12 protein-coding genes are annotated in these 15,472 nt (G+C 46.0%); 9 read left to right on the forward strand and 3 right to left on the reverse strand.

Annotated features, from left to right (window positions below; translation table 11 throughout):
- The first annotated feature begins 50 nt into the window (after nt 1-50).
- From W03_RS07265 to W03_RS07295, 7 genes are all read left to right on the forward strand, one after another.
- Nucleotides 51-1,166, forward strand: coding sequence for a transglycosylase SLT domain-containing protein (locus W03_RS07265; RefSeq protein ID WP_244072340.1), 1,116 nt, complete (start codon nt 51-53; stop codon nt 1,164-1,166).
- Nucleotides 1,167-1,312: 146 nt separating this feature from the next.
- Entirely contained in the window at nt 1,313-3,709 is a 2,397-nt protein-coding gene (locus W03_RS07270; RefSeq protein WP_244072341.1) for a DNA internalization-related competence protein ComEC/Rec2, read from the forward strand.
- A 335-nt stretch (nt 3,710-4,044) separates the two neighbouring features.
- Nucleotides 4,045-6,426, forward strand: coding sequence for a phosphoenolpyruvate synthase (gene ppsA / locus W03_RS07275; RefSeq protein ID WP_244072342.1), 2,382 nt, complete (start codon nt 4,045-4,047; stop codon nt 6,424-6,426).
- Complete coding sequence (locus W03_RS07280; RefSeq protein ID WP_244072343.1) at nt 6,419-7,249, forward strand: pyruvate, water dikinase regulatory protein; 831 nt, start codon at nt 6,419-6,421, stop codon at nt 7,247-7,249. The genes ppsA and W03_RS07280 overlap by 8 nt, the downstream gene beginning before the upstream one ends.
- Before the next feature lie 130 nt (nt 7,250-7,379).
- Nucleotides 7,380-9,779, forward strand: coding sequence for a tetratricopeptide repeat protein (locus W03_RS07285; protein WP_244072344.1), 2,400 nt, complete (start codon nt 7,380-7,382; stop codon nt 9,777-9,779).
- 33 nt (nt 9,780-9,812) lie between these two features.
- Nucleotides 9,813-10,841 carry an IS1595 family transposase gene (locus tag W03_RS07290; RefSeq protein WP_244070736.1) on the forward strand — a complete coding sequence of 343 codons (1,029 nt, stop codon included), beginning with the start codon at nt 9,813-9,815 and terminating at the stop codon, nt 10,839-10,841.
- Between the two features lie 54 nt (nt 10,842-10,895).
- Complete coding sequence (locus tag W03_RS07295; protein WP_244072345.1) at nt 10,896-11,105, forward strand: hypothetical protein; 210 nt, start codon at nt 10,896-10,898, stop codon at nt 11,103-11,105.
- 51 nt (nt 11,106-11,156) lie between these two features.
- On the opposite strand, the gene W03_RS07300 is transcribed toward W03_RS07295, so the two are convergent.
- Together W03_RS07300 and cysS are read right to left on the reverse strand one after the other, a co-directional pair.
- Entirely contained in the window at nt 11,157-12,077 is a 921-nt protein-coding gene (locus tag W03_RS07300; RefSeq protein ID WP_244072346.1) for a sulfotransferase domain-containing protein, read from the reverse strand.
- 189 nt (nt 12,078-12,266) lie between these two features.
- Entirely contained in the window at nt 12,267-13,655 is a 1,389-nt protein-coding gene (gene cysS, locus W03_RS07305) for a cysteine--tRNA ligase (RefSeq protein ID WP_244072347.1), read from the reverse strand.
- Nucleotides 13,656-13,838: 183 nt separating this feature from the next.
- Between cysS and W03_RS07310 the strand changes: the two genes are divergently transcribed.
- Nucleotides 13,839-14,435, forward strand: coding sequence for a peptidylprolyl isomerase (locus tag W03_RS07310; RefSeq protein WP_244072348.1), 597 nt, complete (start codon nt 13,839-13,841; stop codon nt 14,433-14,435).
- A 34-nt stretch (nt 14,436-14,469) separates the two neighbouring features.
- Nucleotides 14,470-14,961, forward strand: coding sequence for a peptidylprolyl isomerase (locus W03_RS07315; protein ID WP_244072349.1), 492 nt, complete (start codon nt 14,470-14,472; stop codon nt 14,959-14,961).
- A 250-nt stretch (nt 14,962-15,211) separates the two neighbouring features.
- On the opposite strand, the gene W03_RS07320 is transcribed toward W03_RS07315, so the two are convergent.
- Nucleotides 15,212-15,466, reverse strand: a complete 255-nt coding sequence (locus tag W03_RS07320; protein ID WP_244072350.1) for a hypothetical protein — start codon at nt 15,464-15,466, stop codon at nt 15,212-15,214.
- Nucleotides 15,467-15,472: the final 6 nt, after the last annotated feature.

Consider the following 15,472-nt stretch of genomic DNA (forward strand, 5'->3'; position numbering starts at 1 on the left):
ACCCACAGATTGCATTGATGAATTCAACAGTATCCTAGATACTTATTCCAATGGATAAAACAACACTGCCGCATACCCCCCAAAATACCAAACCAAAGCCAAAGCGTAGGCGTGTCGCAACCATACGAAACAATCATAGCGATTACAAAAACGATCATCCGAGAAAAAGAAACCAAAAAATACAACCCATTGGGCTAAAAAAGAAAATATGGCTAACTATCATCGAAATGATCAGCTTGAGCGTCACCGCTATTTTTGCCATTATCATGCTGCTTGGCCACTCCGCCAGTCGCCTCTCGGGTACTAGCTTTTGGAACAACCTATTACCGTTTGCAGTCGGTATATTAGGCTTAATCGTGACAGCAAGTATTTTTCTGGTCGGTTGGTGGAAATTAAAAAAATGGCTTAACCAGCACTCGGAATTTCTCAGCCCGACTCTATCGTTGGCATTAATGCTGATGGTTTCCTGGTTGATAACGCATGATCAAGTTACATTAGCTTACGGTCATTTTCGCACATTGGTTGGCGGCAAGGCAGAAGTAGGACGCATAACGATTTCGCATCAAGTGTATGCAGCTTACCGCCGGCATGATTCAGCACAATTACAAAAAATGATTGATCGTTCACAAGAATTCCGACGGGCAATTGAAGAAGCGGCTCGTTCTTTTAACATTGATGTCAATCTGTTACGCGGCATTGCCGCGACGGAATCATCTTTTATTCCACGTAACAGCAACGACGGTGGCAAAGGATTGTTTCAAATTACCAGAATTCCAACTCCAGTTATTGCAGAAGCCCAAAAAGGTCTCGGCTTAGAAAAAATTAATTTGAAAAATGATCGCCACAATGCTTTTGTCGCTGCCGCCACATTCAAACATTACTTGGCAGAAATGAATAACGACCTGTTTCTGGGACTACTGGCCTATAACATCGGCCCTGCAAACGGAGGATTACGGTTTATCATGCAACAATACGGAGCCACCGACTTCATCACGATACAACCGTATTTGCAAACGCTACCGCGTGATTATCCTATCCGAGTTCTTGCTTATTCTCTGGCATTTCGTATTTGGGATAAAAAAGGCAAATTACTTGCATATGAAGAAGGTAATAATGCCATTCACATTCAACGTATTGGCATTCCAGGATTGAGTATTGGTTTGTAGCGCTTCATAAGAAACTAAGGACTTTTATTAGATAATCGTTACCACGCAAATATAGCGTTCGAAAACAATAGACCTTTTGTTCAATTCCAATAAGACATGATCGCGCTTATGATGCTTTAATTCTCCATACCTTCAGGTAGCGATTGGTGTTAACGCGCAATAAACTTTTAGCTTTTGTTTTAGGGGCTGGATTGCTTCAGCTACAAGCAGAACTACTATCATTACAGTGGCTTTGGATTTTATTGCCAGTCACATTATTGTGCATTGGCTTATGGCAATATTCTAATGAATCGGCTGCTTTAATACGCCTCAAGCAAGTAATGCTATGGTTTATTTTTTTCGCCTTAGGCTTTTTTTGGGCAACAAGCTACGCTCATTGGCGTCTAGCAGATTCGTTACCTGCCGAATGGGAGCGCAAAGACATACAAGTCATTGGTGTCATCGCAAGCTTGCCGCAACGACACACGCATTCCGTGCGTTTCAAATTTGATATAGAGCATACTCTCACTGAAGGCGCATACGTTCCAAAACATATCTCGTTGTCTTGGTATGCACACCAAGAGTCACCATCCGATATCGTCACATTGTCGCAACTAAAAGCAGGACAACGCTGGCAACTCACTATTCGCGTCAAACAACCACATGGCAATGCAAACCCACATGGATATGATTATGAAGCTTGGGCACTGGAACACAATATTCGTGCAACCGGCTATGTTCGCTCCTCAACATTTAATAAATTACTACAATCAATCGTTCATCACCCAAAGTACTGGATTGAACACTTGCGAGAAGCAATACAACAACGATTTGAAGAACGACTGCCTAATAGCCCTTATGTCGGTATTTTGCAAACATTGGCAACCGGCGATCAATCTGTAATCGCGCGAGATCAGTGGGAAGCGTTGACTCGTACAGGCACCGTTCATTTGATGGCGATTTCAGGATTACATGTCACGCTGGTTTCAGGTTTAACTTTTGCACTGATGCTGGCTTTATGGCGCAGAAATACTTATTTATCATTGTATCTCCCAGCACGTAAAGCAGCCATTGCTGGTGGCTTACTGGTAGCTTTAGGCTATGTGTTGCTGTCGGGTTTCGCAATTCCGGCACAACGTGCTTTCTGGATGCTTTTTGCAGTAGCTGTTGCCGTCTGGCGTGGTCACATGATTTCGCCGGTGACAGTATTGCTATGGGCATTGTTTTTGGTCGTGTTATGGGATCCTTGGGCAATCCAATCAACAAGCTTCTGGTTGTCGTTCGGAGCAATCGCCATAATTTTATGGATTACAGTAAATCGACTAGATGCTATTCAAGGATGGAAGCAATGGTTTCGTATTCAATGGGCTATTACATTAGGTTTGATGCCATTGTTATTAGGATTGTTTCAACAATTTTCATTGGTTTCTCCACTGGCGAATCTGATTGCCATTCCTTTTATGAGCTTAGTGGTCATTCCGCTGACGCTGCTCTCAACGCTCCCCTTACTCGATCAAATTCTGCTACCGTTAGCACACGCTGTATTGTCTTTCGGTATGACATTGATACAATGGCTAAGCGATATTCCTGATGTCATGTGGCAGCAGTATATGCCGCCGCTTTGGGCAATATTTGTTGCAATGATCGGAATAATCTGGATGCTACTGCCGGGAAGTATAGGGCTCTATTGGTTCAATGGCTTTCCTGCGCGATGGTTGGGACTAATCGCACTATTACCACTCTTTACAACACCCCCATCCAAGCCTCGTAATGGGGAACTATGGTTAACCGTACTGGATGTCGGACAGGGATTATCGGTAGTGGTACGCACCGCAAATCATAATTTATTGTTCGATACGGGTCCCAATTTCGGTGAAGCTGATAGCGGTAGCCGAATTATCGTTCCTTATCTACGCGGAGAAGGCATTCATCAGCTCGATACACTGGTCATATCGCATGCTGATTCCGACCATAGTGGCGGTGTTTTGTCAGTGATCAAAGCAATCGACGTTAAAGCAATAACATCATCGTTAGAGATTGGGCACCCACTGCAACAACAATTCCCCGATCATGCACGATGCAGCAATGGAACTATTTGGGAATGGGATAACGTCCAGTTCGAATGGCTGCATCCATCTATTACGGCTTACAACAAAGTAACTGGTAAAACGAATGATCGAAGTTGCGTGCTAAAAATAACCAGCTCTCATGGGAGTGTATTATTACCTTCGGATATTGGCTTTAAAGAGGAGCATGCGTTGTTAAATCATTTTTCTGAGAAATTACCTGCGACGGTATTGATCGCACCGCATCACGGGAGCAATTCATCATCGTCAGCAACTTTTATACGGACAGTGAATCCAAAGCTTGCGATATTTCCAGTTGGATACCAGAACCGCTATAGCCACCCACACCCTGATGTTTTAATGCGCTATCTCAATGAAAACATACCCTCGTTCCGCAGTGACATACACGGTGCCGTTTTGATACGTTTCGCTGACAATCACCATAGCGTCGATCATTGGCGGGCATTACACAAACGCTATTGGCATCATATCCAGTAAACCAGACGATACGCGACACCTACATCCCAATGGCATCCTTGAATCATGCATCGATATTTACGCATTGATTATCGCCAGAAACTCATCGCATACGCCAATTGCGATCAATCAAGTTATGAAAAATTTATATTCAATATTCATTCGCCCAATAATAGGATTACCTGCAATATCTCTCCCGTCGAGTTTGATTTGGCGTATTATCATTAGCGAGAGGAATCAATTCGTGTGAATAGCCTTCGAAAAACACGCGATGATTCAAGACGACGAAACTAAATCTTTATATAACCAACAATAAAAGCATTATTTGTTGATTGTTCATTGATAGGAGTTTTCTTGTGTCAAAATACATTGTATGGTTTGATCAGTTGACGATGAAAAACGTAGACTTGGTCGGCGGGAAAAATGCTTCGCTGGGAGAAATGATCAGTCATCTTTCTCAAGCAGGCGTTAATGTACCAACGGGTTTTGCCACCACGACCCAAGCTTATCGGGAATTCCTGGTTGATAATGGACTGATTGATCGCATCAATCGTGCATTAGATACCTTGGATGTTGACGATATCAATGCACTGACAACCACAGGTAAGACAATCCGTTCCTGGGTGCTTGACGCGGCACTACCGGACGCCATTTTTCATGCAATATCACAAGCCTATGAAGAGCTTGTCGCCAATAGCGGCAATCATGATGATATTTCGTTTGCGGTGCGCTCATCGGCAACTGCTGAAGATCTGGCAGATGCATCGTTTGCCGGTCAGCAGGAAACGTTGCTGAATGTTCACGGAATTGATCAAATTATTGCTGCGATCAAAATTGTGTTTGCATCACTATATAATGACCGGGCGATCGCTTATCGCGTCCATCAAAAATTTCCACACGATAAAGTACTTCTATCGGCTGGCGTTCAAAAAATGGTGCGCAGCGACCTGGGTGCCAGCGGCGTAATGTTCACGCTCGATACCGAATCCGGATTCCGGGATGCTATTTTTATTACATCCGCCTATGGTTTAGGTGAAACGATTGTGCAGGGCACTGTCAATCCCGATGAATTCTATGTTTATAAACGCAATTTGACACTAGGTCATCCTGCGATTCTCTCCCGGCGGCTCGGCACCAAAGCCATCGAGATGATCTATGGCGACAAAAAAAACATCAATGATACATTCACGCTGACGCGTCATGTCGAAGCCGAACGCTGCTCCCGTTTTTCTTTATCGGACAATCAGGTGGAAGCGCTGGCGCGTCAAGCCATGATTATTGAGCAACATTATGGCCGTCCGATGGACATTGAATGGGCTTTGGACGGGATGGATGGACAGTTATACATCGTACAAGCACGCCCCGAAACGGTTGAAAGCCGCTCCAGCCAAGTCATCGAACGATTCAAGCTAAATGACCCAGGAAACGTGCTGGTCGAAGGCCGCGCGATAGGCCATAAAATTGGCCAGGGCACAGCTCGCTTGATCACGGGTACCGATCAGATGCATGAAATTCAGTCCGGCGATGTATTAGTGACCGATATGACCGACCCGGACTGGGAGCCTATTATGAAACGAGCCTCTGCGATAGTGACCAATCGCGGAGGACGCACTTGTCATGCAGCGATTATTGCACGTGAAATGGGAATTCCCGCGGTGGTGGGTTGTGGCGACGCAACGGTGCGTATTCAGGATAATTCCACGGTTACGGTTTCTTGTGCCGAAGGGGATGTGGGATACGTGTATGCTGGATTATTGCGTTACGAGCACACTACCGCCAACACCGGCAAATTACCGGATTTACCGGTAAAGATCATGATGAATATCGGCAATCCGTCGCATGCTTTTGCATTCTCCCGCATCCCCAATCAAGGAGTTGGGCTTGCCCGATTAGAGTTCATCATCAACAACATGATCGGCATTCATCCCAAAGCGCTCTTGGAGTTTGATCAATTACCCGATACGTTGAAAACTGAAATTGGCAAGCGCATCGCGGGATATGCAAATCCGGTCAATTTTTACGTGAATAAGCTGACCGAAGGCATTGCCACATTAGCAGCCGCTTTCTATCCACATCCTGTGATTGTACGCACATCCGATTTCAAGTCGAATGAGTATGCTAACTTGATTGCTGGCAGCCGTTATGAGCCGGACGAAGAAAATCCGATGATCGGTTTTCGTGGCGCATCGCGCTACCTTGCGCCGGCTTTCCGGGATTGCTTCGAGCTCGAATGCCAGGCTTTGCGAACGGTACGCGATGACATGAAACTAACCAACGTTGAGATCATGATCCCGTTTTGCCGCACACTGACAGAAGCCGAGCAAGTAACGCAATTACTGGCGACACAAGGGTTGATACGCGGAAAGAACGGTTTGCGCTTGATCATGATGTGCGAAATCCCTTCCAACGCGGTATTGGCAGAAGAATTTCTGCAATATTTCGACGGCTTTTCTATTGGTTCGAATGACATGACCCAACTCACGCTCGGTATCGACCGTGATTCCAGTTTGGTGTCGCATTTGTTCGACGAGCGTAATCCGGCCATCAAGAAACTGCTGAAAATGGCAATCGATGCATGTCATCAGCAAGGAAAATATATCGGTATTTGTGGACAAGGACCTTCAGATTACCCGGATTTTGCTTCCTGGTTATTCGAGCAGAAAATCAGCAGCTTGTCGCTCAATCCCGATTCCGTGGTTAAAACATGGTTAGATTTGGCAAAATTGCATCGTGACTAAGCAGAAGCGTACGGTTTTTTATTTGTCGGATCGTACAGGTATCACGGCGGAAACACTGGGACACAGTTTACTGACTCAGTTCGATGGCATCGAATGGGAAACCGTTAATGTACCGTTTCTGGACGATCTGGACAAAGCTCGGGCGGTATTGATACAAATTAATCATGCGACCGAACGCGATGGTTATCGCCCTTTGGTATTTAGTACTTTACTGAAACCAGAAATCCTAGAAGTCATCAAACAAACGAACTGCCGCGTATTTGATTTTTTTGAGACCTTTATCAATCCTATCGAACAAGAATTAAACCTGCCTTTTGCCCGTATGGCCGGGCGATCGCATGGCTTACAACACCATTTATCTTATTTCAAGCGGATTGCTGCGATCAATTATGTATTGGCGCATGACGATGGCGTCAATCCTAAAAATTTTGATCATGCGGATATTGTTTTAATTGGAATCTCCCGTTCCGGAAAAACCCCTACCTGCCTGTATTTAGGGCTGCAATACGGCATTGCGGCTGCCAACTATCCGTTGACCGAAGAAGATATGTCCGCTTTGCAACTGCCCACGGTATTGGAAAATTTCAGAAACAAAATATTCGGACTAACGCTGAGCGCGGCACAATTGCATTTCATCCGCGAAGAACGCCGCCCCAATAGCCGGTATGCGTCATTGGCACAGTGCCAGCAAGAAATTTCATGGCAAGAATCGCTGTTCCAGCAATGTAATATTCCTTATCTGGATACGACGCATATTTCTATTGAGGAAATCAGCGCCATCATACTGAATCGTTGCGGGTTGAAGCGTCAGTTATACGGTTAAAAAACTGGGCGGGTTGACCGTTAAGTGTGATTTTTCTCACGGAAAAATTCCTGAAAAGCTGCTAATCTTAGGGCTTATTTTATTGAATATCGCTGATTGCTGTCGATCATAAAAACAAACGTCCCAAAACATGCCCCCTTCACGCCCGGAAATCTTCATCAGCGCAACCACCCGCGATCTCGGAACCTGCCGACAACTCATCAAAGAAGTGTTGTTGACCTTAGGCTGCACCCCTGTGGAGCAAACCAATTTTCCACCTGAGGCAGGTTCGGTGCATGCCATGCTGCGCAAGCGAATTACCGATTGCCATGCTGTCATTCATGTGGCGGGCGAAGTCTATGGCCATGAACCGCAGCAGCGATCAGCGGGTGAGCCTCGGCGCAGTTACACGCAAATGGAATATGACATTGCGCAGGAATTGGCCAAACCCGTCTATGTTTTCATCTGCAACGAAGGATTTCCTTACGATGCTCCCTCCCTTGAGGGTGAAGCGCAAAAGACTCTTCAACGGTTACACCGCGAAAAGCTCCGCGGGCTTGATGCACTTTATGAAACGGTTACCTCACGTGAACAGTTGGAGAAACGTATTTATGCTTTGCCAATACGTACCGAGCAACTCATCAAAGTGTTAGAAGCAACGCAACAAGAGCGAGATGAAGCAAAATCACGCATCCAGCAAACTGCGGATTATAAAATTCTAAAAGAAAAGCTGGAAATGGCTAAAAGGAATGCCGCAAAGCTTCCAGGAGATCCGGATTTTATTCAGGAACTTCGGCAAGCTGAAAAGAATCTAGAAAATTTTACGCAAGGCATCATTAAACTCGCTGAAGAAATCAACACAATGCCGATCAATAGCGATCGAGGCAAAAAAGCTAGAACATACTTTGAACAGAGAGACTATCAGGCCGCTCGCGACATTCTGAATGAAAAGGAAATGGATGTTGAAATGCAGGCACTTTTAAGAAAAAAGGAGCTTTTAAAACAACAAGAGGAAGAAAACCAAGCACAATTGGATGATTTGGCTGCCGATTACCTTCTAAAAGCCAAACTTACTGCGTTTGACTACCAATTGAATGAACAGCGCATACCTCAAACGCGCCAGTATTTTGAAAGGGCGTTAGCGCTTGGCAGAACACCGGAGCGGTTGTTTGCTTATGCTCACTTTTTACAAGAGAATAATCAATTTTCAGATTCAGAAGCGCTTTACCAGGAAGCTTTAAACGCATACCGTGCACTGGCCAAATCCAATCCAGCGGTGTATCTGCCGGATGTAGCAACGACGCTCAATAATCTGGGCGCATTGGTAGCAGACGACAGTAGCAGGCGCAATGAAGCCGAGAAACACCACCACGAAGCTTTAAATATTCGCCGCGAACTGGCCAAGGCCAATCCGGCGGTGTATCTGCCGGATGTGGCGATGACGCTCAATAATCTGGGATTATTAGTAGCAGATGACAGTAGCAGGCGCGATGAAGCCGAAAAGCTCTACCAAGAAGCTTTAAACACATACCATGCACTGGCCAAATCCAATCCGGCGGTGTATCTGCCTAATGTAGCGAATACGCTCAATAATCTGGGATTATTAGTAGCAGATGACAGTAGCAGGCGCGATGAAGCCGAAAAGCTCTACCACGAAGCTTTAAACACATACCGTGCACTAGCCAAATCCAATCCGGCGGTGTATCTGCCGGATGTAGCAACGACGCTCAATAATCTGGGTATTCTGGTAGCAGATGACAGTAGCAGGCGCGATGAAGCCGAAAAGCTCTACCAAGAAGCTTTAAACATCTGCCGCGAGCTAGCAAAAACCAATCCAGCGGTGTATCTGCCGGATGTGGCGATGACGCTCAATAATCTGGGTATTCTGGTTCAAGCTGACAGTAGCAGATACGATGAAGCCGAAAAGCTCTACCAAGAAGCTTTAAACATCCGCCGCGAGCTAGCAAAAACCAATCCAGCGGTGTATCTGCCGGATGTGGCGATGACGCTCAATAATCTGGGTAATCTGGTTCAAGCTGACAGTAGCAGGCGCGATGAAGTCGAAAAGCTCTACCAAGAAGCTTTAAACATCTGCCGCGAGCTAGCAAAAACCAATCCAGCGGTGTATCTGCCGTATGTAGCAACGACGCTCAATAATCTGGGTGTTCTGGTTAAAGCTGACAGTAGCAGGCGCGATGAAGCCGAAAAGCTCTACCACGAAGCTTTAAACATCCGCCGCGAGCTAGCAAAAACCAATCCGGCGGTGTATCTGCCGTATGTAGCAACGACGCTCAATAATCTGGGTAATCTGGTAGCAGATGACAGTAGCAGGCGCGATGAAGCCGAAAAGCTCTACCACGAAGCTTTAAACATCCGCCGCGAGCTAGCAAAAACCAATCCGGCGGTGTATCTGCCGAATGTGGCGATGACGCTCTATAATCTAGGAATATTGGTAGCAGATGACAGTAGCAGGTACACTGAAGCGGAGAAACTTTATCAGGAAACTTTAAACCGTGCTTATCCGGTTGTCTCCCAAGCCCACTACCGGTAGTATGTTGAGCATCTGCGCCAACCTGAGGTGGTCATGGTTATCGACGTGCTTGAGCGAGACGATTTGCCGTTCCCTCGCTCGCTTCCTGATTTTCAGCGACTGTTCCCGAACGAAGCGGCCTGCGCGGCCTATCTTGAGCGCGCCCGATGGAGCGACGGATTCGTTTGTGACTACTGCGGCACACTCGGAGAGCCTTATCGCTTCGCCAATCGCCCCAGCGTTTGTCGGTGCCGTCACTGCAACCGAGACACGAGCCTCACTGCGGGCACCGTCATGGAACGCACCCACACACCTCTCTCCGTATGGTTCTGGGCAGCCTACTTGGTTGCCAGCCAAACACCCGGTATGTCTGCTGCCCAATTCCAGCGGCAACTCGGGCTGTCGCGTTATGAGACTGCTTTCCAGATTCTCCACAAACTGCGGGTCGGCATGGTGCGTCCCGACCAAGATCGGATTGGTGGCAACCCCTTCGATGCCGTCGAGGCCGATGAAACCTACGTCGGAGGACGTACTCGCGGCAAGGGTCGAGGCGTTCACGACATGGTTCTCGTCGCCGGTGCGGTCGAGGTTAAACAGCGCAAGCACGGTGGCAGCCTCAATAAGCGGAGGACTGGGCGTTACGCCGGACGTGTTCGGCTCGCTGTGGTGCCAGACCGCAGTGCCAAATCGTTGGGCGGTTTCATTGAGCGCGTCGTTACGCCAGGCGCCACCATCATTACCGATGACTGGAGCGGCTACGCGGCGCTTGAAAAGCGAGGGTATCTTCATACCGCCGTTGCGGAACGTGGCGACATGCAAGTTGCCGAAACTTTTCTGCCCATCATTCACCTCGTGTTCTCCAATCTCAAAACATGGTTACGTGGCATTCACCACGGCGTCAGCCCGCAACACCTGCAAGCCTATCTCAACGAATTCACGTTTCGATTCAACCGCCGTTTCTACCCTTTCAACGCATTCCGTTCCCTGCTTGGCATTGCTGGTGATGTCACTGCGCCGACGTATGCTGAACTTTATACAAAAAAATCACGGCCCACTACTACATCTAGCTACCTTGGGAGTTAACCGGATAAGCACGCTTTAAACATACGTCGTGAACTGGCCAAAACCAATCCAGCGGTGTATCTGCCTAATGTAGCGAATACATTAGGCGCACTTGGTTATGCGCACCTACACTGGCAGCAACCCAAGCAAGCAGAAATTTATTTGAAGGAAGCGATAGAACTGTTGATGCCGCTTGCCCAACACGCCCCGCAGCTTTTCAATTGGAAGTTGGATTTTGCTAAGCAACTATTACAACAAGCTTTGAATACACCCGATACGAAATAAAATCGACTTAAATTCCTCAACCCAATTTTTAAGAACCCGCACAAAAAACCGTCAGACCGTTCCACCATTCTCGAGCCATTGACGGCAATCTGCGGTCAATGTGCGCTTACAAGCAGCGTCATAGAGCGCCAGTTCTTCATCGGAGAGTGTATCGCGCCAACGGTTGTTGGTTCCCTTGTGCATAAAAGTTTTCGCGCCTCCTTTCCAGAACCGCCCTCCCCCCGGTGCATACAGTTCTCCTTGGCGTTTCATTTCCGAAAAGGAAATCGCTTTGATGATGCCATCCCAGGCTTGCTCCGGTACGTCAATTTCTAAAAATGCGGCGATGCGGCGAACTTCGCGTTCGGTATCCGCGAGCATATCGGCATAGTGAAACAACTGAATGTTAGGCAGGTGGCGAAAATTCCACCAAGATTGAACATTCGCAAGATGTGACCAATATGGCCAACCGTCGGTTTCCCACACGAACGAACCACGGGTCATCCAATTCCGCCAGAAGGCATGAATATCGCCCGATGGCTGCGGAAGTTCGTCTCCCACTCGCCCAGGCAACGCATTCAGCAGCATAAACATTTCGTCATTCATACCGGTGTAGTGATTCCACAACGACATGAAAACATCGCGGGCATCACGGGCAACATAGAGGTATTTGATCTTTTCATTATAGGGCAGGCCATCGAGCGGCAAATGCGTCTTGATAAAGCGGCGGTGTTGCTGCGACTTCAAATTATTCAGAACCACTTCGAGCGGAACAATCCGCATATCCAGCCACGGAGACATTTGCGCGGGTGGAGCCGGAAAATTCCCATCCGGAAACAGTAAATGCGCAACGATTGCTTGCGCCCAGGTTGTCCCTGCCTTGTACGATGTCGTAATGACGATATCATCTTCGCGCGATTCGAAATAATCCCAACGCGTACTGTCGAAGTGATGGTTCTGATAGATGTGTATGTACTGCGGCAAGTCTTGCATCTAAGCGCCTCGTAATTAAATATTGCCAGTATTTAAAATATAGAGATGTACCCGGTTTGGCAAGCAATTTCAGTATGCGGCTAAAGCAGAAAATACAACTCCGCATTTATTTCAGTTGCTTAGATGTAATACTCTTCATGATTTATGGATGATTGGTGTGGACTGGCTTGGCCCTCCTCTCCTGGAAAGCTATATGCGCCTCCACGTGGTGCCTTGTGCGCTATCCTCCAAGACAATCCCTTTGGCAAGCAGTTGCTTACGAACGTTATCCGCATCGGAATAACGGCTCTCTGCGCGTGCAGAAACACGCTCACGGATTAATTGTGCAATCTCATCTTCGGTTAATACATTTGAGTCATTGCCAGATGGTCTACTTTGCAGGTAATCTTGCGGGTGCTGCTGTAACAATCCTAACAAGCCACCTAGCGATTTTAATAAAGCTGCCAGTTCCTTCGTGCCACTTTTATTGATTTCACTGGTCAATTCAAACAATACCGCTATCGCTTCCGGTGTATTGAAATCATCTTCCATCGCAGCTCTGAATCTTTCAGCATAAGTATTATTCCAGTCGACCGCCGATGAATGGTTATTAGTAAAATCAACTTCTTTGAGTGCTGTATACAAACGATCCAAAGCCAGCTTGGTGTCTTTTAAGTGCTGATCGGAATAATTCAACGGACTGCGGTAATGCGCGCGCAATATAAAAAAACGCACGACTTCTGGTTGATAGTAATTAAGAATTTCCCGAACGGTAAAGAAATTCCCCAACGACTTTGACATTTTTTCATTGTCAACACGTACAAAACCGTTATGCATCCAGTAATTTACAAAGGGATGATCATGTGCTCCTTCGCTCTGCGCGATTTCATTCTCATGATGCGGAAATTGCAAATCTTGACCGCCTCCATGAATATCGAACTGAGCACCCAACAGTTGACCGCTCATCGCCGAGCATTCAATATGCCACCCCGGCCTTCCTCTTCCCCACGGCGAATCCCAAAAAGGTTCGTCAGGTTTGGCTGATTTCCATAGAACAAAATCCAACGGATCTTTTTTATTGGAGTCGATTCCAACCCGCTCTCCTGCACGTAAATCCTCCAGTGATTTTCCGGACAATTTACCGTAATTGGGGAAATCATGGACTGAATAATATACGTCGCCATTGGATGCGTGATAAGCCAAATTTTTCTCGACCAAGGTGCTGATCATACGAATCATAGATTCAATATAAGCAGTCGCACGGGGTTCATGTGTAGGTTGCAACACACCTAACGCGGCTGCATCCTGGTTCATGGCTTGGATATAGCGATCCGTCAAGGCTTCGATTGATTCCTGGTTTTCTTGCGCACGCTTAATAATCTTGTCGTCCACATCCGTGATATTACGAACATAGTTCACCTCAAATCCGCTGATTTTTAGCCAGCGAATGACCATATCGAATACGACTAGAACCCTCGCATGCCCCAGATGACAATAGTCGTATACGGTCATACCGCAAACATAAATTTTTACTTTTCCCGGTACCAATGGAACAAATTCCTGTTTTTCTCGAGCAATTGAGTTGAAAATTTTGAGCATAAAAAAATAAGCGGATTAATTGTAGAATTGCATTACTTCTTGGTAAAATTCTAGACACTCAGTGCTAAATTAGCGAAACTCGCATAGCACGATAAGTATAGCATACCGCCGGAACTGAGGCTTTCATCACGTTTACAACCGATAATCTTAGGCCAATTCTTCTTCACTTAAACAGGAAAAAATATGTATAACCGCGTTAGTCTGTTTGTATTGCTTTTCTCTTTTCTGTTCTTATCATCAAATGGTCATGCAGAAAATACCACTGTAGAAATAAAAACCAACTTGGGAAATATCGTCATTGAACTTGATTCCGACAAAGCACCCAAAACAGTAGCGAATTTCTTACAATATGTAGACGATGGTTTTTACAAAAATACAATTTTTCATCGTGTTATTCCAAACTTCATGGTGCAAGGCGGCGGTTTTGATGCCGATCTGAATCAAAAACCTACACGCCCGCCAATACCGATCGAATCCGATACCGGTTTAAAAAATGACATCGGAACGATAGCTATGGCACGCACTGCTGATCCCAATTCAGCGACGGCACAATTTTTCATTAACGTTGCCAAAAATGATTTTTTGAATTTCAAAGCACCTAATGCCAGTGGTTATGGCTATGCGGTCTTTGGTAAAGTGACCAAGGGTATGGATGTGGTGAATAAAATCGCCTCGATACCGACAGGTCCTTCTGGTCCATTTTCAAGAGATGTTCCTAAAACCGGTATTATCATTCAGGATATCGCTCGTATCTCGAATCCAGAAAAAACTCATCAATAATTCAATAACAAACTGTATCAATTAAGGAAGCACTATGGTCAAACTACATACTAACTTTGGCATTATCACTCTGGAATTAGATCAAGAAAAAGCCCCCATAACCGTGGAAAATTTCTTGCGTTATGTCAATAGCGGGTTTTACGATAATACGATATTTCACCGCGTCATCGACGACTTCATGATTCAAGGCGGTGGATTAGAATCCAATATGAAACAAAAAAACACGCAATCACCGATTCAAAATGAAGCAGCGAATGGCCTAAAAAATGACGCTTACACTATCGCCATGGCAAGAACTACCGATGTTCATTCAGCTACCTCGCAATTTTTTATCAATGTAACCAATAACGGTTTTTTAAACTACCAATCTGCAACACCGCAAGGCTTTGGCTATTGCGTTTTTGGCAAAGTTGTTGAAGGCCAGGATGTCGTCGATAAAATCAAAAAAGTAAAGACGGGAGACGCTGCCGGACATCAGAACGTACCGGTTGAAGATGTCGTTATCGAAAAAGCAGAAGTCGTATAACCACAGATGAATCTTTCAGATGATTACCGCCATAGAGAAGAATCTGCAAGCGACGCACGAAAAATTGATGCAATAATAGGATGGAGCCATCTGCAAGCTCCAAACGCTGATTAGTTAGTGTTGCCTTAAATCCTTTATTGCCGTCTTCTTTGCTAAAGGGAGAATCGACATGGATAAATTAGGGTTTTCCGATTGTTTTACTGGCAGCACTATGGGCTGCCAAACACTACGCTGAGTTTCTTTCAGATCATTAATGCTCGCCGTGACATGATGTTTGAGATGATTGAAATCTCGTCACAAGAGCAATTATTCTTACAGCATTATCTGGATTTCTAAGTTTGGGTGGATGTGCAGTCATGGACAGCAATACACCGAGCCGGTCGAAATATCGTAATCCTGATGAAACAAATGAATTGCGACTCGCTTCCAATAGCGTCGGCGAAGGAGGCCCTGTTTTGCTCATCCATGGCATAACTGAATTCGCAGAAAATGATATTTTCCCCATACTGGG

Source organism: Nitrosomonas sp. PY1 (genome assembly GCF_022836435.1).
Taxonomy (GTDB): Bacteria; Pseudomonadota; Gammaproteobacteria; order Burkholderiales; family Nitrosomonadaceae; genus Nitrosomonas.

Excerpts from the sequence above, each read along its gene's own strand:
- W03_RS07315 (WP_244072349.1), top strand. The coding sequence starts at position 14,470 with ATGGTCAAACTACATACTAACTTTGGCATTATCACTCTGGAATTAGAT.
- W03_RS07265 (WP_244072340.1), top strand. The coding sequence starts at position 51 with ATGGATAAAACAACACTGCCGCATACCCCCCAAAATACCAAACCAAAG.
- W03_RS07320 (WP_244072350.1), bottom strand. The coding sequence starts at position 15,466 with ATGGGGAAAATATCATTTTCTGCGAATTCAGTTATGCCATGGATGAGC.
- W03_RS07300 (WP_244072346.1), bottom strand. The coding sequence starts at position 12,077 with ATGCAAGACTTGCCGCAGTACATACACATCTATCAGAACCATCACTTC.
- W03_RS07310 (WP_244072348.1), top strand. The coding sequence starts at position 13,839 with ATGTATAACCGCGTTAGTCTGTTTGTATTGCTTTTCTCTTTTCTGTTC.
- W03_RS07290 (WP_244070736.1), top strand. The coding sequence starts at position 9,813 with ATGGTTATCGACGTGCTTGAGCGAGACGATTTGCCGTTCCCTCGCTCG.
- W03_RS07285 (WP_244072344.1), top strand. The coding sequence starts at position 7,380 with ATGCCCCCTTCACGCCCGGAAATCTTCATCAGCGCAACCACCCGCGAT.
- cysS (WP_244072347.1), bottom strand. The coding sequence starts at position 13,655 with ATGCTCAAAATTTTCAACTCAATTGCTCGAGAAAAACAGGAATTTGTT.